Genomic DNA, 18,161 nt, shown 5'->3' with positions numbered 1-18,161 from the left:
TCAGACGTTCAACGCCGCCGCGTCTGCAGCTTCGTAGGCACGGCGCAGACGCTCGCGGCTGTTGGACAGATGCAAACGCATGGCTGCGCGCGCGGCGTCGGAATCACGCCGGACAATCGCAATGTAAATGTCTTCATGCTCGCGACTGAGGCGCTCCAGATAGGGCTCCTTGCGGTCATTTTCCAGGCGTTTGGAATGCAGGCGTGTGCGCGGCAGAATGTTCGCGCCCAGGTGCAGCATGATGTCGGTGAAATAGCGGTTGCCGGTGGCCAGCGCAATTTGCTGGTGGAACTGGAAATCCGCCGACACGGCGTAGTCGACACTGACGGCTCGGGAGTTGATGGCGTCCAGCGAATCACGCATCAGTTGCAGTTGCTCATCGGTACGCCGTGCACACGCCAGGCCAGCGGCCTCGACCTCCAAAGTGATGCGCAATTCAAGCACCGCCAAGACATCCTGAAGCGTGACGATGCTGTCCGGATCAATGCGAAAACCGCTCGGGCTGGGAATGTCCTGAACGAAGGTGCCGATACCGTGACGGGTTTCCACCAGGCCTGCTGCCTGCAGACGCGATATCGCCTCGCGCACGACCGTGCGACTGACGCCGTGCTCGGCCATGACCTGAGATTCAGTCGGCAGCTTCGTCGCGCGTGCGAGTTCGCCGCTGCAAATGCGTCGGGACAGCTCGGTGACCAGGTCCTCCGCCAGGCTGCGATGCCGGCGACGAACATTGGGTGTGGCGTTGGATCTGTCCATCAGCAACAAAAATCTCGAATTTTCGAATAATTACGCATCATAGCCCATTCAGTTGTACGACAACGCACCAGTTCAATGATAGGATTTCTCATGCAGCGGACGTTCGATTCGCTGCACTGGCGATAAGGACGTCCGCTCGAGAAACACGTCGAAATTTCGCGTGTAAAACACTCAAGTTAATCAAGGATCTGATTACTCATGACAAAACCAACAACCTTCACGGCCTGCAAACTGGCCAGCGCCATCGTCGGCAGCCTGCTGTTTTCCAGCCTGCCCGCACAAGCGGCCGATATCTGGCTGGATGTTGCAACGACTGGCTGGGCCACGCAAAACGGTGGTACCAAAGGTGGCTCCAGAGCGGCAGCCAACAACATCTACACCGTGAAGAACGCTGCCGAACTGAAGACCGCACTCAGCGCTTCGGTCGGCACCAACGGTCGCATCATCAAGATTACCGGGCCGATCGACATCAGCGAAGGCAAAGCTTATACGACGACCGCTGATATGAAAAAGCGCGGTCGTCTGGATATCCCGGGCAAGACGACCATCGTCGGTACGAGCAGCACGGCAGAGATCCGCGAGGGTTTCTTCTATGCCAAGGAAAACGATGTGATCATCCGCAACATCACCATCGAAAACCCGTGGGATCCCGAGCCGATCTGGGACGCCAATGACGGCAGCGCCGGCAACTGGAACTCCGAGTACGACGGGCTGACCATCGAAGGCGCCAACAATGTGTGGGTCGACCATGTCACCTTCACCGATGGCCGCCGCACCGATGACCAGAACGGCACCGCCAACGGTCGTCCAAAGCAACACCACGACGGCGCACTGGACGTGAAAAACGGTGCCAACTACGTGACCATTTCCTACTCGGCGTTCAAATCGCACGAGAAGAACAACCTGATCGGTTCCAGCGACAGCCGCACCACCGATGATGGCAAGCTCAAGGTCACGATCCACAACACCCTGTTCGAAAACATCTCCGCCCGCGCACCACGCGTTCGCTTCGGCCAGGTGCATCTGTATAACAACTATCACGTGGGCAGCACCAGCCATAAGGTCTACCCGTTCAGCTACGCGCACGGTGTGGGCAAGAGCTCGAAGATTTTCTCCGAGAAAAACGCCTTCGAAATCTCCGGCATCAGCGGCTGCGACAAAATCGCCGGCGACTACGGTGGCAGCACTTACCTTGATCAGGGTTCTACGCTCAATGGCACCTTGCTGACCTGCAAGTGGGGCACCAACATCGGCTGGACCCCGCCTTACAGCTACACCCCGCTGAACGCAGACAAAGTCGCGGCCGACGTTAAGGCCAAGGCTGGCGCTGGCAAGATCTGATTGGTCGATGTAACCGTGTTAATGAAAAGCCCTCGGTGACGAGGGCTTTTTCATGTCTGCTTGAAGATGGTGCGGGGGTGGAGTTCTGAAACAGAATCCGAATTATTTATTGCCCTGACGGGCCCCATCGCGAGCAGGCTCACTCCTACATTTGAAATGCGTACCCCTGTAGGAGTGAGCCTGCTCGCAATGAGGCCCTGCGCAACAACAGCACTATTGGACCAATTGATTGATCTCAATGATCGGCAACAACACCGCCATCACAATCACCAGCACCACCCCGCCCATCACCACAATCATCAGCGGCTCCAGCAACGCGGTCATGCCCATCGCCCGCCGCTCGATATCCCGCGACAGGGTTTGCGCTGCGCGCTCCAGCATCGGTGGCAGTGAACCGGTTTTTTCGCCGCTGGCGATCAGGTGAATTAGCACCGGAGGAAACACATTTTCCACCCGCAACGCTGCCGCCAGGTTCACGCCCTCACGCACCTTGGCCGTGGCCTCAGTGACGCTCAAACTCAGGCGGTCGTTGGACAAGGTCTGCCGCGCCGCTTCCAAGGCGCGCAACAACGGCACGCCGGCGCCGCCGAGAATCGCCAACGTCGAGGCGAAACGTGCGGTGTTCAGACCGAGGATGAAACGCCCGAACAGCGGCAACTTCAGCACCCGATGATGCCAACTCAAACGCGCCGCCGGATTGCGCAGGTACAGACGCCAGCTCCAGAACGCCCCGGCGATCAGCGCCGCACACAACCAGCCCCAACTGCGGATGAAATCACTGGCGTTGAGCATCGCGAGGGTTAATCCCGGCAGATCCTGCCGTGCTTGGGAAAACGCACTGACCACCTGCGGCACCACGTAGCTGAGCAGGAAAATCACGATGCCGATCGACACCAGCCCGACCACACCCGGATAGATAAACGCCGTAAGAATCTTGCCGCGCAGGTTGTTGCGCTCCTCGATGTAATCCGCCAGCCGTTCCATCACCTGCGCCAGATCACCCGACTCCTCGCCAGCAGCAATCAATGCGCGGTAGATCTCCGGAAAGTCCCGTGGCCGCGCCGCCAGCGATTCCGCCAGACGCATACCGCTGCGCACATCCGCACGCACGGCGCTGAGGGTGTGGGCAATGTGTTTTTTCTCGGCCTGCTCGACCGTGGCACTCAGCGCTGCTTCCAACGGTAGACTGGCGCCGAGCAGGCTCGCCAGTTGCCGCGTGGCCCAGGCCAGATCGTTGTCCGAGAGCTTGGCGCTGAACAACCCACCGCCACCGTGCTGGGCGACGTTGCTTTCCTTATGCACCGACAACGCGGTCAACCCGCGCCCGCGTAATGTTGTGAAAGCGGCGCTTTGGCTGTCCGCCTCAAGGTGCCCGGATTCGATCTTGCCGGTGGCATCGGCGGCTTCAAAACGATAGCGGTTCATCAGGCGTCCCGTGTCACACGGAGGATTTCTTCGGGGGCTGTGGCACCGCTGCGGATCCAGCGTTCACCGTCCTCGCGCAGGCTGAACATCCCGGCTTTCGCGGCGGATGCCCGCAAGGCCTGCTCCCCTGCCCCTTGGTGAATCAGCGTGCGAATATCGTCGTCGATGCAGAACAATTCGTAGATGCCGGTGCGGCCGCTGTAGCCGGTTTGATTGCACGCCGGGCAACCGACCGGGCGCCAGGTGCCCGGTGCCGTTGGGTCTTCCTGCTTGCACTGATTGCACAGGCGCCGCACCAGTCGTTGTGCGAGCACCCCGAGCATCGACGAGGCCAGCAGAAACGGCTCGACGCCCATATCGATCAAGCGGTTGACCGCCGACACCGCGTCGTTGGTGTGCAGCGTTGCCAGCACCAGGTGACCGGTCAGCGAAGCCTGCACGGCGATTTGTGCGGTTTCGAGATCGCGGATCTCGCCGATCATGATGATGTCCGGGTCTTGCCGCAGGATTGCCCGCAGTGCGAGGGCAAAGGTCATGTCGATCTTGGCGTTGACCTGAATCTGGCTGATGCCCGGCAGGTCGTATTCCACCGGGTCTTCCACGGTGAGAATGTTGCTGGTGCTCGCATCGAGTCGCGCCAACGCGGCGTAGAGGCTGGTGGTCTTGCCGCTGCCGGTGGGCCCGGTGACCAGCACGATGCCGTGGGGCTGGCGGATCAGGTGGTCGAGTTTGGCCAGCACCTGCGCATCCATGCCGAGGGTTTCCAGATGCAGACGTCCGGCCTGTTTGTCGAGCAGACGCATCACCACCCTTTCACCATGCCCGGTCGGCACCGTGGAGACACGAATATCAATCGGCCGCCCGGCCACACGCAAGGCGATGCGACCGTCCTGCGGCAGGCGTTTTTCGGCGATATCGAGCTGGGCCATGATCTTGATCCGCGACACCAGTGCGCCATGTAACGCCTTGCGTGGCGAGACCACGTCACGCAGCGTGCCGTCGACGCGATAGCGCACCACGGAATGGGTTTCGAACGGTTCGATGTGAATGTCGCTGGCTTCATCGCGCGCGGCTTGGGTCAGCAGTGCGTTGATCATGCGGATCACCGGCGCGCCGTCCTGAGTATCGAGCAGGTCGGTGATTTCCGGCATGTCCTGCATCAGGCGGTCGAGATCGACTTCGTTTTCTGCCGCACCGACCACCGCCGCCGCACTACCGGTGTCGGCATAGGCAGCGGCGAGCAAGCCATCGAGTTCGTCATCGCGCACCCGCTGAATCGTGGTCGCGCCAAACCGACGCCGCGCCTCGCTGATCGACCAGCCCGGCGTCGACGGGCACACGGTCAGCACGCCATCGCACAACAGAATCCGCTGCGCCTTGGCCCAAGCGTAGGGCAGCGAACTCATTGAATGGGCACCGCTTTGATCGTCGCGCGCGGACCCGACCCAGGTAAAACCGCCGGCACACCTTGCGCCGCCGTAGGCAACTGCGGCGCCTGCATGTCCGGCATCGCCCAGCTGCGTTCAGGCTGCAAACCACCCTGAGCGCGGCGCATAAAGTCATAGCGATTGAGCGTGATGCTGCGCCCCGCTTCGCTGTCGCGGATGATGTACGGCCGTAAAAAGACCATCAGGTTGGTCTTGGTGATCGCTCGACGCTCGTTGCGAAACAACGCGCCAATGCCCGGCAAGCTGCCCAGCCACGGCACCGCGTCATTGCTCTGGCTGTAACCGTCCTGCAGCAAACCGCCGAGCACCATGATCTGGCCATCGTCGAGCAAAATGCTGGTGTCGATCGCGCGTTTGTTGGTGACGATGCCCGTCGATGTCGCGCTGTTGGAAGCGCGTTCGTCGATGCTGCTGACTTCCTGATAGATATCGAGCTTCACCGTTCCGCCCTCGGAAATCTGCGGGCGCACGTTGAGCTTCAAGCCCACTTCTTCACGGGTCACGGTCTGGAACGGGTTATTGCTGGTGCCGCCACCGCCAGTGACATAACTGCCGCTGACAAACGGAATGGTCTGGCCCACAAAAATACTCGCCGCTTCGTTGTCGAGGGTCAGCAGGTTTGGCGTCGACAACACGTTGGTGCCACCCTTGCTTTTCAAGGCTCGGGCCAGCACTTTCAGGTCAAGAATCTTGCCGATGCCGGGGATGTCGACAGTGCCGTTCACGTAGCCCAGATTCAAACCCTGCGGCAGCACATCAATGCTGGTTTTGCCGTTGGTGTTGATCCCCGAACCACCCAGATTCGCGCCACCGATCACGCCGTTGCCACCGAGATTGCCGGTCTGCCACTGCACGCCAAACTCGCTGGCATCGTCCTCGCCGACTTCGACGATCAGGCTTTCGATCACCACTTGCGCGCGACGCTGGTCGAGCAGATCGATCACCTCACGCAGGTTGCGGTACAGCGGTTCTGGCGCAGAAATCAGCAAGGTGTTGGTGGTGGCGTCGGCTTGAATGGTCACACCGCCGGCACTGAAGGCGACGTTCTGATCGCTGTTCTGCGTACCGCCACTGCTGGTTCCGCCGCCACTGCTGCCCTGCGCGTAACTGCCACCCGTGCTGCCGCTGCTGTTAGTGGTCGACGTGCTGCCGCTGCTTTGCGTACCGCTCTGGCCATTCTGCCCAGCGCTACCACCAGTGCTTGCACCCATCGCACTAAGCACCGAACGCGCACTGTCACTTGTGCCGCTGTCACTCTCTCCGGTCAGCAACCCGCGCAAGGCCTGCGCCAGTTTCGCCGCCTGCGCATTACGCAGATAAACCACATGCAGATTGCTCGGATTACTCTGCGCGTTATCCAGTTTGTAGATCAGATTACGCGCCAGCTCCGTACGCTCCGGGCTGCCGGCGCGAATGATGATGGTGTTGGAACGCGGATCACCAATCACGGCGATTTTCTGCGTCGGATCATTGCCCGGCGCATCGAGCAAATCCGCCACCATCGGCGCAATGTCGGCAGCGATGCCGTTTTGAATTTGCACCACATCCGTGTCGATCGCGCTCGGCGAATCAATACTCGCGATCAACTGCGCAACGCGGGTCAGGTTCTCGGCGTAGTCGGTGATGACGATGGTGTTGTTGCCCGGATAGGCGTTGATCGGATTATTCGGCGAAACAATCGGCCGCAGCACCGGAATCAGGTTCACCGCGTTCTCATATTGCAAACGAAACGTGCGCGTGAGCATGCCGTTACCGGCCGGTTTGTCGGCGCTGTAAATCGGCCCGCCGAGCAACTTCGCATCCGCCTCCGGCACCACCTGCGCGACACCGCCAACGTCGACCACACTGAAACCCTGCATGCGCAACGCCGCCAACAACATGTCGTAAGCCTGCCGCGCCGGCACCTGGCCTTCCGAGACCAGCGTCAACGTGCCCTTGACCCGAGGATCGACGAGAAACTGCTGACCTGTCGAACGCGACAGAGCCCGCACCACCGCTTGAATATCCGCGTCGACAAAATTCAGCGTTACCGGTTGATCGCCCAAAGGATTACTCGGCAACGCGATACCCGATGACGCGGCCCCACTGCGCGCACTCTTGCTGATGTTGTGCAATGGCTTCGGTGCCGGTCGCGCTTGGGCCTGCGCACGTTCGCGGTCGAGCACCGCGTCGCCGCTGCGCTGGGTGTTGGCCAGTGGCCGGCCCAGTTCACTGTCGACCAGCAACGGCGGCTGGTTTTGCGGTGTGCTGGTGTTGCTGCACGCGCTCAACGCCATCAGCAACATCGGCAACGCCAGACGTGCCGGTTTGGATCCTGACCCCTTCATGAAGCTTCCTTAGCGCCCAGCGCCTGATCCATGCGAACGGTGCCTGACAAAGTGCCGGCCGTATCGTCGACCTTGGCTGCGTCTGCACGCTGCAAACGAGCCTCGACCACTTCAAGTGAAAACTGCACGGGGTGGATTAACAGCCAACTGATGACGGCATCAGCGGGCGCATCCTCGAACGTCAACTGCCAAGCGGTGCCAATTGCCTGCAATTGGTAGTGACCAAGCAGCCCGCTGCCATCGAGAGATTGCTGCAATGACTGCTCGAAGTTTTGTCCGATGGGCGCTGTCGCCACCTCGCGCAACAACAGATCCAGCGCTTCGGCCTGGCCACGCAACTTCGGCGTTTCGGTCTGCCAATGCTCAATCTTTTTCAGCGGTGGCTGGACGAGCAGCAGCCAGATCAGCACGCCCCCCAACATCAATGCGCTGCCCGCGACCAGGCGCTTTTCGCGCAAAGTCAGCGGCGCCCAATGCCGATGAATCTGTGCTCGCAGCAGCAGCCAGCGAGCCCGATAGATCGCCAGTAGATTATTCATCGTCGCTGTCCATGACGGCATCGTCCTCAGCCGCTGCCGGCTCAACCCGCGGGCTGAAAATCCACACGTTGTCTTCGCGCCTGGCGACCAACCCTGCCTGCGTCAGCGCTCCCGGCAATGCGCCGTCGGCGGGTGCCTGCGCAGTGTCGGCGGCCAACTCCAACTGCAAACGTCCCTGCTCAAAGGTCATGCGCTGGACGCTGCCTGCCATAAACGGCAGCGCGCTCGCGGCATGTTGCACCAGGTAGGCAAACCCGTGATTCGCGTCGGCCGCCACGCCATTGTGTCGAGCCGCCAGTTGCTGGCGAGCCTGCTGCAACGGATTGAGGATCACCGGTAACTCTGGAAAAGCCTGCTTTACCCGCTGGCTCATTTGCGCCTTGAGCTGCTCTCCCCGAGTCACTTCACGGGCCGCGTAAAGGTTCAGCCCAGACACCCAGATCGCAATCGCCAAGGCACAACAGAAGGCTGCCCTGCCCCAACCGATTGTGTGTCCGGCAGCCTTGCCGATGCCTGCATGCAACCCCCATCCCGGCGCAACGCCACACCAGCGCTGCTCCGCAGGTCGTGGTTCGACGACTGTTGCAGGAGCATCCGCGCCGATCCACTGCAAGCCGCGACCACTGGTGACGAGTTCATCCAGACGCTCCTGCGCCAAGGGTTCTACCGAAGCCTGCGCACGGCTGAAGCGCAACAGCAATTGCCCGTCCAACACGCACGCGCTGACCTGCCCCTGCGCGGGCACCGGCAAAGCATAAGGTGCCGGGTAAAGGCCTCGCAGCTTCAATCGGTGCTGAGCCAATAACAGCCCGAAACGATCCAGAGATACCTGCGCGAGCCACGCCAGCGACACTTGCCCCGAGACCTCACGAGCACTGTGTGCAACGTACATCTGTTCAGTGCCACCCAGAATCAGCGCCTGCGCGGCACACTTCACCGCCGCCTCGATCTTCACCGGCGCCAGCGGTGGCAACTGCAAACTGGTCAGTACGCTGTCCGCCGGATGCAGAAAAAACTCGACGGGCTGTAACGGCGACTCCTGCTCAATCAGCAACAGCGTACTGACACCGACCTGACTGACCTGGTCGTGCCGATCCAGGCGCGCAAATTCAACCTCAGAGTCTGAGGTCAAACCCGCCAGCGGCGGTAAGGCGACGCGCAGGCGAGTCATACGCCGAGCCTCGACCAGACCACTTTCGGCAGGTCGTCGGCGGGTTGATGCAGCAACGCATCCAGGCTGACGCGGCGCTGGTCACGACGCGCGTGTCCGCGCAGCAGAAACCAATCGCTGCTGATGCCGACGTTCAGTCCGTCGACGGTCAGATGCGGCAAGTGCAGACGGTTGACGAAGTCCCCGCGATTGATGAACCACTGGCCCCGATCGCGCTCCGCCACCACGGCCCTGGCCTGCGCCAGCGATAAACCCGGCACCACCGCCACCAATACCTCGGCGCTGGCAGTATTACCGTTGACCCAGGTCTTGGCCGGAATCAGGCTGACATACTGATTCAAACGCCCAAGCAGCTCCTCGTTCATGCCTTCGAGGCCACGTAAATCATCAAGGCTGCGCAACATCGGCTGAGTCGCCGGCAATGGCTGGCGACGCGCACTCGGTGACGTCGCGCGGACGCTACCAAACCCCGCCTGCGCCATGCTTTGCCCGACGGCTTGCAGGTCGGGCATTCTCGGGTAAGAGGCAATGACTCGCTGGCTGATGCGCTGGCTGAGGGCAGCATCGATTCCGATCATTTCGCAGAGGCGTTCGAAGCTGCGCAACTGTCCGCCATCGACGCGCTCATTGCTGAGTAAATTGCGCAAATTGAACTTGCCCTGCTGATCCTCGATGCGCCCCTCGAAACCGCCCCCCGGCGAGTTCAACAAATGGCTTTTGACAGGCTGCGCCCAAGGTTGATCGAGCCGGGTCAGCACGTCCTGTTGACGCGTGTCCCTGAGCACTTGCCGACTGAGCTCGAGCCCCGCCAACAGCGCGGCAGCGCCCTGCACTCGGGACTGTTCCGCTTCAAGAGAACGGGTAAAGACGCTCTGCCGGGTGAGCATGCCAGCGGCGATCACCGCGACCACAGCGGCAATCAGCAAGGCGCTGATAATGGCCATGCCGCGCTGTTTCTGCGCCTGTGGCGAGGATGATTGCATGGCCGCTCTCAGAGCTGCCAGGAACCAATATCGGCATTGACGCCGTCGCCGTCGGGTTGGCCGTCTGCGCCGAGGGAGAAGATGTCGATCTCACCGTTCGCGCCAGGATTCAGATAGTTGTAAGGACGACCCCACGGGTCGTTGGGCAAGCGCTCCAGATAAGAACGCCAGTTGCTGTTTTTCGCATCCGCCGGACGCTCCACCAACACCTTGAGCCCCTGATTCAGCGTCGGATAAGTGCCGTGGTCGAGGCGGTAGAGTTTGAGCGCCTGCATCAGGCCGGCGATGTCTTGTTTTGCCGCAGTGGCTCGGGCCTGATCAGGTCGGTCGAGCACCTTGGGCACGACCATCGCAGCCAGAATGCCGAGGATGACCACCACCACCATGATTTCGATCAGGGTGAAACCCTGCTGACCTCGACGGCCTGCGGACTGAGATTTGACGCGCGCGAAATCCATTTCAACCTTCCTTGGCATGATTACATTCGGCGCGCAGTGTAACAAAAGCCAGTCATCGTACAACAATCATTAACGCACTGTTTTTCTGCACATTCGCCAAAGGACGGGTGTTATTCTGCGGGCCGGTTTCAACCGCAGAGACAAGCATGGAAGCGTTGCGCAAGGAGCGAGGTTTCACCCTCATCGAGGTTCTGGTGGCCTTGGCAATCATCGCCGTGGCCATGTCTGCGGCCGTTCGCGTTGCGGGTCTGATGACCCAGAGCAATGGTCTGCTGCGCGATCGCTCGATCGCTTTGCTGGCGGCACAAACCCGGCTCGCCGAACTGCGTCTGGAGGAGGACTTTGCCCCAGGACTGAAAACCTTCAACTGTGATCAAGGTCGCCTGCAACTGCGCTGTGATCAACGCGTAACGCCGAGCACCGACGGACGACTGCTGCGCGTGACGCTGCTGGTTTCCGATCGCGAACGTCAGGCGCCACCCCTTGCGCGACTCGAAACCTTACTCGGCCGGCCGCAGGAAAAGCGCCAATGACGCTGCTCAGGGTCGAGTCAGTCGAGGCAGCGATGGCGAGTCTGGCAGCGTGCTGACTTTTAATCGGCTCTGTTCCGCGCCACGCTCAATGACCACCGCATCCTGCTCAATGGCTATCACGCGCACCCCCTGGGTCAAGCGATCACCCACCAGAAAACTGCGCGGCGGACCGTCGTTGAGACTTAGAATTGCCACCGCGGCGTGCGCCCCTGCCAGCACTCCGGAAACCTTGATATCCAACGGTGCCGGCTGGTTGGAAAACCACTGCAAAGCCGCTGTGTCGGCACGCGTCGGCAACAGTTGGGGCTCCACCGCCGGAACGTGGGACTCTGCCGGCGTCAGCAACAGCGCAGACCAGAACAGTCCCCCTGCGAGTGCAGCGATCAGTGCCGCCGATTGCACAAGCTGCGTTGCGGATAAGCGAAAAGTAAATGCCAAGACCCAACCTCCCTGTTGTCCTGCGTCGCAGTCTACAGGACAACATTCGCTTTTCTATCCGGATTGATGGTTCGAATTCGCCAGGATGGATTCACAACGAAGGAACGTTGCGGTATGACCAAGGACAGACAAACGGGCTTCACCCTCATCGAATTGATGGTGGTGTTGATCATCATCGGTATTGCCAGCGCCGCCGTCAGCCTGAGTATCAAGCCTGACCCGGCGCAACTGCTGCGCAAGGACGCCAATCGCTTGATCCAGTTGCTGCAAATCGCCCATGCCGAAGCCCTGGCCGATGGACGCCCGATCACTTGGCTGGCGCACAAAAACGGCTTTCGTTTCAGCCGTCGCAATGAACAAGGCCCCGGCTTCGATCACTTCCTCGCCGATCCGCAACTGCGCCCTCGTCACTGGGAAACGCCATCGCTGAAGGTCCGAGTGACACCCAGGCAGCCGCTGATACTGAACGCCGAGTGGTTCGATTCACCCGTGCAACTGCAACTCTCGGACGGCCAGAACACGCTTACCTTGCAGCGCACAGCCACGGGCAAATTGACCTTGGCCAACCAGCCATGAATAACCGGCAAGAGGGTTTTACCCTGATCGAAGTGATGGTCGCGATCCTGCTCATGGCGATCGTCAGCCTGATTGCCTGGCGCGGTCTGGACAGCGTGAGCCGCGCCGACACGCACCTGCAGGCGAGCACCGAACACACCGAAGCACTGCTGCGCACGCTGCATCAACTGGAACGAGATATCGCCTTGCGCGCCAGCATCGAACTGCGCGAACCACTGTTGAACGACAACGATGACGAACGATCCGGGCAGCCAGCGGCAATCAGCGTGCGCAGTGCCGACGACCAGAGCTTTCGTCTTGACGTGATCCGCAGTGCAGCCGCCTCGCAGAACGGCTTGCAGCGCGTGCGCTGGTGGTTGAAAGATCAAACCCTGTACCGCGCCGCCGCCACGCCACGTGATCGCTACCCGCTGCCTGCGCCGAAACAGGCAGTGGCGGTGCTCGACAGCATCAGCGACCTGCAAGTGCGCGTCTGGGAACCGCAGATGGGGTGGCGCCAGCTCAGCGGCAACCGCAAAGAAAACCCCCAAGGCCTGGAAATCCGCCTGACCCGGCAGACGCCTCAAGGCGAAGAACACTACCGCCAGGTCTTGGGCCCATTGGATTAGTCTCTGGGCAATATTGCGTATTGCCCTGACACGCACAGCAACTGTAACGTCGAACGTCAGTTACCGAGGAAATCTCATTGCACGACTCTAAACTTCTCGAAGATCTACGCGCTCGCTTCAACGCTGGAGAGCCTCTGGATTTCACCTTTTTCTGGGGACACCAGCGAAGCAAAGACGCCGTCACGGCTTCGTGCTTCAGCCAGTGGTACGAAGCCGAATTCGTTGTCGAGGGGCAACGCTACCCGACAGCCGAACACTTCATGATGGCCGAGAAGGCAGCGTTGTTCGACGATCAGGAAATTCGTGCACAAGTGCTCCAGGCCCCGACCCCGAACGCCGCCAAAGCCCTCGGCCGCAAGGTGCGCGGGTTCAACGACCAACGCTGGCTGCAACACCGATACGACATCGTCATCCAGGCAAACCAAGCCAAGTTTTCCCAAAATCCGGAACTGAACGAATTCCTTATGCGCACCGGATCTCGGGTCATTGTCGAAGCGAGCCCGGTTGATGCCATTTGGGGAATTGGGCTCGCGCAAGATCACCCAGATGTGAACGATCCGAATCTGTGGAAAGGCCTGAATCTTCTGGGGTTTGCACTGATGCAGGTGCGGGACGGCAGGGTCGGATCGTCCTGAGTTTTATTGGCGGTGGCGTCAGCAACGAAAAAAGTCTTGGCGTGTGCCAAGGCTTTTCTAAGGGAGTCTACCCGCAAGTCAGAAATTGCAGGTGTATTGATATTCGAAGGGGAAGAAGACTGTATCGACCACCAATGAAAATGGCGCGTCGATCAGTAAAAAGGGAATCAACTTGCCTTTGGATGTACCGACCAACCACCAGTCGAGCCGAACACCGATGTAGGGGCATCGATGCTTGTCATAATCCATCCGCATGGCCGTTGCTGCACAGCCGCTTGAGCTGGCAATCAACACCAGTAACATCAGTTTGCGAAACACTTAACGTCCTTATTACTTATTGATACTGAGCTGCGTGAACGGGGTTGCAGATGGCTTTCCCGCTACGACAGGCCACGTGGGTGAAATACAGCCCTACGCCGACTACCGAGGCCGATCGTAAGGACAATGAGAAATCTCAACCAGACTGGAATTGGCAAGATGCATGAAGCACGCAAGCGAGGATGCAGGATTGATGGACTTTATTGATTTTCTGGGAAACCTTTGCAGCGCATTCAGCAACTATCAAGGCTATGAAAAGCCTCGCCGGGTGTTTACCCGAAGATTCGTTGCGTTCTGCGTATTTGTGGCTGTGTTTGAGCTGATTGCGCTGAACCTCTACTACGCGTAGACGGGATGGCAATCTGGCCGTGCAAATATCTGTCCGTGGACGGTGTGTCGGTGAGCTTTTTCTAATGCTATCGGTGGGGTGAGTAAAGCAAAGAAATACGCCTGCAGGTCTTGGCCCCGCAAATCCCCGGCCGACATCCGCAAGGCACACAACCAAGCCCGAGTGCTCACCAGATGAGCAGATCATTCCCAACAAGCACACGAAACCGCCAAGACAAAGGCGCACACACCGCGGCCAGTCGAATAGAGATGGCCAACGCAATAATCCTAGCTTCGGCGAATGGGGCTAGCATCATCGACTAGTGAGCTTCCACTTCGGGCAAATAGCTGCCCCCAACGAATCTTATCAATCAGCAATGGAGGCGGACTATCCGCGCGCTTCCTGCGGAAAAGCTACTACTGACGATTGTAGCTATTCGTGAACAAGCAGAACTTTCCGATCAATAGCGTTACTCAGCCCATGGTTCTCGTAGGGCAATTATCGGATACTGCCATTGCGCCAGCACCCATCTTTTCAAGGTTGAAACGACTCATGGCAAGGAAGAAGGCAAAAAACTCCACAAGTAACAGCATCCTGATCATTTTCGCTCTGGCCTTCGGCGCAGTCGCATCGATCCCGAAAAATGCATGGATCGCCATTGGTGTTATTGCTTGCATTGCCGCGGTTTTTTGGCTGCTGATTCGTCGCTCAAGGCGACAGGCCGAGCAATTGTCAGTGGCCGTTTCGGAAACGGAACGTCTGCGAGAGCATCAACGGTCAGGCCTCACTTTCTCTATGCGTGAGGTTTCAGGGAGCCATATGGGTACTGAGGAAGCCTCTGATTTTTACACTGTCCAACTCGGCTCAGCACCTTCAAAGTCCTTCAAAATTCCAAGTGCGAGCACGCAAAAGCCTGATGTTCGCTGGGTGCCAGCAGGTGAATGTGTCACCGTTTCCGGTTTTTCATTACCCGGTGGCATGTTTTATATGGGCAGCGTGCTAGGTGGCCAGCACGATGCCGAAGAACCCTCACTGATAAACCCCAAGCTCCGTATCGCAAAGACACACGTCGATCTAGAAGAACGGCTGATGTCCTATTGGCCCAGTTTTCACTCCATCACGTCAGAGGCTCGCCGTGGATACTTTCAATGGTTGGAGGGTGGTCGTCGTTACCCACAGGCAGACACCGGCTACGTCTTTTTGTATTTCTACGGTCTAGAGCGTCGAGCACTCGTTGACGCAGTGAGTGACCCGAGCGTCAAGGCTGAGCTTCCTTTGATCGTAGAAGAAGTCCAGCGCCTATTGAGTATCTACGGGGAAAATAGGTCGTTCAGGGGATATGCGGAAGGTTTTCTGGATTACCTGAGCAACACCAAGATCGATCCAGACCTTTACCTCGGCCCACCTCCCAACGTCGTCGCGGTCGCGTATAGCTACGAGATGCCACTGCCACTGCGCGTAGGTCTGGGGCAATTCGCTTCCAACAAGCGCCCCCTTGATGCCGATTGGGCATTAGCCTGGGCGCTAGCTGACCCCAACATCAGCAAACGCACACCCGTGAATCGCTGCAAGGATGTCTTTTCGAGACTGTTCAAGCTTAAGTACACAAGCGCCCATCCTAAGGGTCTTGTCCTGGCGCAGAACAAGACCAAACTTAAAACCAGCTATCGGCCGGCCTCCGCGGTCTTAATGGCGCCCACGATTAGCTTGGGTGAACTTCCTGATGTCCTGGCCACGTCAGGTACACGAAAAATCCTGCAGTTACTGGTTGAGCTATGTACTACCGAGCTTGAACCCTACAGCCGATATTTGGGCCGCAACCCTGATAGCGCAGAAGCTCTCGAAGGTCTTTTACAACTTCCCGTCGCTCTCTGGCCGACGGCAGCCCGTACAGAATTGGACGAGCTTCAATTCAGAATTGGCGACGACCTGATTGTCATGAGCTTTGGCGAACTCGCAGGCCGGTTCAAGAGCGCCGGCGCCCTGTCCCGCGACAAAGTACTTGCACTTGCCCGCGCGCTGGAATCGCTTCACATCGGTATTGAACCCGACGTACTGGCTGGCAGTAAGACACCGAAAGCAGAGGATCAAATAGCGCTGTTCGTGACTCAACCAGAAGACGGGTCACTGCGAGCTTCTGCAGCTTACAATGCTGCTTCGGTGACGCTCGATCTTGCTAGTGCTGTGGCTTCTGCCGATGGTGATACCTCCACTGAGGAAGTCACGCTGCTTGCTCAACACATCGACTCCTGGAATCACCTGAGTGTGGCCCATCGCAAACGCCTTAAAGCACACCTGCGAATCCAGATCCAGCAACCACCAACGCTGGCCAGCTTAAAGAAAAAACTCGACCCACTAACGGTCGAAGCCAAACGCACGATTGCCAGCTTCCTGGCCCATCTGGCGCAAGCTGATGGCATCGTCAGCCCATTGGAAGTGAAACTTCTTGAGCGCGTTTACAAGGTCCTGCAGCTAGACAGTCAGTTGCTGTACAGCGATCTCCACGGTGCTGCATCTGGAGCAAGTATTGCCTCCGTAAAGCCAAAAGCCGGCATTCCTCGTTCCGAGCCTGGTACCCCGATAACCGCCACTGCAAATCAAGGGTTCGTACTTGATCACGAGCGCATTGCAGAACTGCAACGAGAAACCGCAGAGGTCTCCGCCCTCCTTGCCAATGTCTTCACTGACGACCAAGTTGACGAACCGGAACAGTTGGTCGATGTATCAGAATCAGTACCAGAGTCGAGTGCAGATATTGGTGGTCTCGATTTAGAACACTCCGCATTCCTTCGGTTGCTGATCTCGCGCCCTGAGTGGAGCCGCTCCGAACTTGAGGCTGCCGCCAGCGACATGGAGCTGATGCTCGATGGTGCCCTGGAACAAATTAATGACATGGCTTTTGAACGTTTCGACATGCCCGTCACTGAGGGTGATGACCCTGTCGAGATCAATACAGACATTCTGGAAGAGTTAGCACTATGAGCACTATCAGAGCCAAGGATCGCGATGCGGTCATTCAGTCGCTACGCGCAGGCGTCGTTCCTCGCGTGGGCCAACACCTGATTCAGGTTGGCCGGGTAGGCGAACTAGATGCACTGATCAAGGACGTCAATCGCCTGGTTGAAAGTGGATCGGCATTTCGAGTCGTCATTGGCGAGTACGGTGCGGGCAAGACGTTCTTTCTGAACCTGGTACGAGCCATTGCCATGGAGCGCAAGCTTGTCACCATGCATGCCGACTTGAACCCAGATCGCAGATTACATGCCACGGGTGGACAAGCACGTTCGCTTTACTCCGAGCTGGCTAAAAACATGTCGACGCGTACGAAGCCCGACGGTGGGGCTATGCAAGGCATTGTTGAGAAATTCATCTCTCAGGCCAAAACCGAAGCCAAGGCGGCGGGTACGGACAGCGAGACTGTTATTCGTGCTCACTTGGCCGAGCTGACCGAGATGGTCAACGGGTATGATTTTGCGGAGGTGATTGCCGCCTATTGCCGAGGTTTCGAAGAAGGTAACGAGCAGCTCAAGTCCGACGCCATCCGTTGGTTGCGTGGAGAGTTCACCACTAAGACGGATGCCCGAGCAGCCTTGGGTGTACGAACCATCATTGATGATGCCTCCGTCTACGATCAGCTCAAGCTCCTGTCGAGATTCGTCAGACTTGCAGGTTTTGGCGGTCTGATGATCTGCCTCGACGAACTGGTCAACCTCTACAAACTGGCCAATACCCAAGCTCGTAATGCCAATTACGAACAGATCCTCCGTATTCTCAACGACTCTCTGCAGGGATCGTCCGAAGGGCTTGGTTTCGTTTTAGGCGGCACTCCTGAGTTTTTGATGGACACTCGTCGGGGGCTATTCAGCTACCCTGCCCTGCAATCTCGATTGGCCGAGAATTCGTTTGCAAAATCAGGATTGGTGGATCTGTCGGGGCCGGTGATTCGCCTGACCAGCCTGACCCCGGAAGACTTCTACGTACTGCTTCAGAAACTTCGTCACGTATACGCTGGTGGGGATGCAGAAAAGTACTTACTGCCTGACGAGGCGCTCCCACTGTTTATGGGGCATTGTAATCAGCGCTTGGGGGAAGCCTACTTCCGTACGCCGCGCACCACTATCACAGCGTTCATCAACCTGCTAGCTATCCTGGAGCAAAACCCAGGCGCCGATTGGCGGACGCTGCTTGGAGCTGTCGAGGTCGCCAAGGACTCAGGCGGCGAAGACGATACCAAAGTCGATGCGGACGATGAACTTGCCACCTTCACACTCTGAGTC

At 58.7% G+C, this 18,161-nt stretch carries 18 protein-coding genes; 8 read left to right on the top strand and 10 right to left on the bottom strand.

The features are described from left to right. A complete protein-coding gene (locus VY732_RS10465; protein WP_038364752.1) occupies positions 1-756 on the bottom strand; it encodes a FadR/GntR family transcriptional regulator in 756 nt (251 codons plus the stop codon). A 198-nt stretch (positions 757-954) separates the two neighbouring features. On the opposite strand from VY732_RS10465, the gene VY732_RS10460 reads away from it, so the two are divergent. Then, the gene (locus VY732_RS10460; RefSeq protein ID WP_331695336.1) at positions 955-2,097 is read left to right on the top strand and encodes a pectate lyase family protein; all 1,143 of its coding nucleotides are present in this window, start codon (positions 955-957) and stop codon (positions 2,095-2,097) included. A 213-nt stretch (positions 2,098-2,310) separates the two neighbouring features. On the opposite strand, the gene gspF is transcribed toward VY732_RS10460, so the two are convergent. The 7 genes from gspF to gspG are packed head-to-tail and all read right to left on the bottom strand — an operon-like array spanning position 2,311 to position 10,448. After that, positions 2,311-3,522: a type II secretion system inner membrane protein GspF gene (gspF, locus tag VY732_RS10455; RefSeq protein WP_123595936.1), complete on the bottom strand. Its 1,212-nt coding sequence runs from the start codon at positions 3,520-3,522 to the stop codon at positions 2,311-2,313. Continuing rightward, the gene (gene gspE / locus VY732_RS10450; protein ID WP_331695335.1) at positions 3,522-4,928 is read right to left on the bottom strand and encodes a type II secretion system ATPase GspE; all 1,407 of its coding nucleotides are present in this window, start codon (positions 4,926-4,928) and stop codon (positions 3,522-3,524) included. The genes gspF and gspE overlap by 1 nt, the downstream gene beginning before the upstream one ends. Further along, entirely contained in the window at positions 4,925-7,297 is a 2,373-nt protein-coding gene (gene gspD / locus VY732_RS10445; RefSeq protein WP_331695334.1) for a type II secretion system secretin GspD, read from the bottom strand. Before gspD ends, gspE begins: the two co-directional genes overlap by 4 nt. After that, on the bottom strand, positions 7,294-7,836 hold the full coding sequence (gspM, locus tag VY732_RS10440) for a type II secretion system protein GspM (RefSeq protein ID WP_331695333.1): 543 nt from the start codon (positions 7,834-7,836) through the stop codon (positions 7,294-7,296). The genes gspD and gspM overlap by 4 nt, the downstream gene beginning before the upstream one ends. Continuing rightward, positions 7,829-9,007 (bottom strand): type II secretion system protein GspL, encoded by a 1,179-nt coding sequence (gene gspL / locus VY732_RS10435; protein ID WP_137217958.1) that lies wholly within the window; start codon positions 9,005-9,007, stop codon positions 7,829-7,831. The genes gspM and gspL overlap by 8 nt, the downstream gene beginning before the upstream one ends. Then, positions 9,004-9,990: a type II secretion system minor pseudopilin GspK gene (gspK, locus tag VY732_RS10430; RefSeq protein ID WP_331695332.1), complete on the bottom strand. Its 987-nt coding sequence runs from the start codon at positions 9,988-9,990 to the stop codon at positions 9,004-9,006. The genes gspL and gspK overlap by 4 nt, the downstream gene beginning before the upstream one ends. Positions 9,991-9,998: 8 nt before the next feature. Continuing rightward, positions 9,999-10,448, bottom strand: coding sequence for a type II secretion system major pseudopilin GspG (gene gspG / locus VY732_RS10425; RefSeq protein ID WP_016984958.1), 450 nt, complete (start codon positions 10,446-10,448; stop codon positions 9,999-10,001). Between the two features lie 146 nt (positions 10,449-10,594). Here gspG and gspI point away from each other — a divergent pair, with 146 nt between their 5' ends. Then, positions 10,595-10,981 carry a type II secretion system minor pseudopilin GspI gene (gene gspI, locus VY732_RS10420; RefSeq protein ID WP_331695331.1) on the top strand — a complete coding sequence of 129 codons (387 nt, stop codon included), beginning with the start codon at positions 10,595-10,597 and terminating at the stop codon, positions 10,979-10,981. A gap of 6 nt (positions 10,982-10,987) precedes the next feature. Here gspI and VY732_RS10415 read toward each other — a convergent pair whose 3' ends face one another. Next, complete coding sequence (locus tag VY732_RS10415; protein WP_331695330.1) at positions 10,988-11,419, bottom strand: type II secretion system protein N; 432 nt, start codon at positions 11,417-11,419, stop codon at positions 10,988-10,990. A gap of 114 nt (positions 11,420-11,533) precedes the next feature. Between VY732_RS10415 and VY732_RS10410 the strand changes: the two genes are divergently transcribed. From VY732_RS10410 to VY732_RS10400, 3 genes are all read left to right on the top strand, one after another. Beyond that, complete coding sequence (locus VY732_RS10410) at positions 11,534-11,995, top strand: GspH/FimT family pseudopilin (protein WP_331695329.1); 462 nt, start codon at positions 11,534-11,536, stop codon at positions 11,993-11,995. Beyond that, positions 11,992-12,603 carry a PulJ/GspJ family protein gene (locus tag VY732_RS10405; RefSeq protein ID WP_331695328.1) on the top strand — a complete coding sequence of 204 codons (612 nt, stop codon included), beginning with the start codon at positions 11,992-11,994 and terminating at the stop codon, positions 12,601-12,603. Before VY732_RS10410 ends, VY732_RS10405 begins: the two co-directional genes overlap by 4 nt. 77 nt (positions 12,604-12,680) lie before the next feature. After that, positions 12,681-13,238, top strand: coding sequence for an NADAR family protein (locus VY732_RS10400; RefSeq protein ID WP_331695327.1), 558 nt, complete (start codon positions 12,681-12,683; stop codon positions 13,236-13,238). 78 nt (positions 13,239-13,316) lie between these two features. On the opposite strand, the gene VY732_RS10395 is transcribed toward VY732_RS10400, so the two are convergent. Further along, positions 13,317-13,556, bottom strand: a complete 240-nt coding sequence (locus VY732_RS10395) for a YceK/YidQ family lipoprotein (RefSeq protein ID WP_116031056.1) — start codon at positions 13,554-13,556, stop codon at positions 13,317-13,319. A 163-nt stretch (positions 13,557-13,719) separates the two neighbouring features. Here VY732_RS10395 and VY732_RS10390 point away from each other — a divergent pair, with 163 nt between their 5' ends. The 3 genes from VY732_RS10390 (at position 13,720) to VY732_RS10375 (ending at position 18,158) form a co-directional block, all read left to right on the top strand. Further along, positions 13,720-13,905 (top strand): hypothetical protein, encoded by a 186-nt coding sequence (locus tag VY732_RS10390; RefSeq protein ID WP_077572018.1) that lies wholly within the window; start codon positions 13,720-13,722, stop codon positions 13,903-13,905. 531 nt (positions 13,906-14,436) lie between these two features. Further along, positions 14,437-16,866 carry a tellurite resistance TerB family protein gene (locus tag VY732_RS10380; protein ID WP_331695853.1) on the top strand — a complete coding sequence of 810 codons (2,430 nt, stop codon included), beginning with the start codon at positions 14,437-14,439 and terminating at the stop codon, positions 16,864-16,866. Further along, positions 16,863-18,158, top strand: coding sequence for an ATP-binding protein (locus VY732_RS10375; protein WP_331695326.1), 1,296 nt, complete (start codon positions 16,863-16,865; stop codon positions 18,156-18,158). The genes VY732_RS10380 and VY732_RS10375 overlap by 4 nt, the downstream gene beginning before the upstream one ends. Positions 18,159-18,161 lie beyond the last annotated feature (3 nt).

This window comes from Pseudomonas sp. ZY71, assembly GCF_036542145.1.
Taxonomy (GTDB): Bacteria; Pseudomonadota; Gammaproteobacteria; order Pseudomonadales; family Pseudomonadaceae; genus Aquipseudomonas; species Aquipseudomonas koreensis_A.
Note: the sequence above shows the minus strand (reverse complement) of the source record. Positions and strands in the feature narration are given on the sequence as shown.

Coding starts and splice junctions, on each gene's coding strand:
- VY732_RS10405 (WP_331695328.1), top strand. CDS start 11,992: ATGAATAACCGGCAAGAGGGTTTTACCCTGATCGAAGTGATGGTCGCG.
- gspF (WP_123595936.1), bottom strand. CDS start 3,522: ATGAACCGCTATCGTTTTGAAGCCGCCGATGCCACCGGCAAGATCGAA.
- gspD (WP_331695334.1), bottom strand. CDS start 7,297: ATGAAGGGGTCAGGATCCAAACCGGCACGTCTGGCGTTGCCGATGTTG.
- VY732_RS10380 (WP_331695853.1), top strand. CDS start 14,437: ATGGCAAGGAAGAAGGCAAAAAACTCCACAAGTAACAGCATCCTGATC.
- VY732_RS10390 (WP_077572018.1), top strand. CDS start 13,720: ATGAAGCACGCAAGCGAGGATGCAGGATTGATGGACTTTATTGATTTT.
- gspK (WP_331695332.1), bottom strand. CDS start 9,990: ATGCAATCATCCTCGCCACAGGCGCAGAAACAGCGCGGCATGGCCATT.
- gspE (WP_331695335.1), bottom strand. CDS start 4,928: ATGAGTTCGCTGCCCTACGCTTGGGCCAAGGCGCAGCGGATTCTGTTG.
- VY732_RS10460 (WP_331695336.1), top strand. CDS start 955: ATGACAAAACCAACAACCTTCACGGCCTGCAAACTGGCCAGCGCCATC.
- gspM (WP_331695333.1), bottom strand. CDS start 7,836: ATGAATAATCTACTGGCGATCTATCGGGCTCGCTGGCTGCTGCTGCGA.
- VY732_RS10375 (WP_331695326.1), top strand. CDS start 16,863: ATGAGCACTATCAGAGCCAAGGATCGCGATGCGGTCATTCAGTCGCTA.
- VY732_RS10465 (WP_038364752.1), bottom strand. CDS start 756: ATGGACAGATCCAACGCCACACCCAATGTTCGTCGCCGGCATCGCAGC.
- VY732_RS10410 (WP_331695329.1), top strand. CDS start 11,534: ATGACCAAGGACAGACAAACGGGCTTCACCCTCATCGAATTGATGGTG.
- gspG (WP_016984958.1), bottom strand. CDS start 10,448: ATGGATTTCGCGCGCGTCAAATCTCAGTCCGCAGGCCGTCGAGGTCAG.
- gspL (WP_137217958.1), bottom strand. CDS start 9,007: ATGACTCGCCTGCGCGTCGCCTTACCGCCGCTGGCGGGTTTGACCTCA.
- gspI (WP_331695331.1), top strand. CDS start 10,595: ATGGAAGCGTTGCGCAAGGAGCGAGGTTTCACCCTCATCGAGGTTCTG.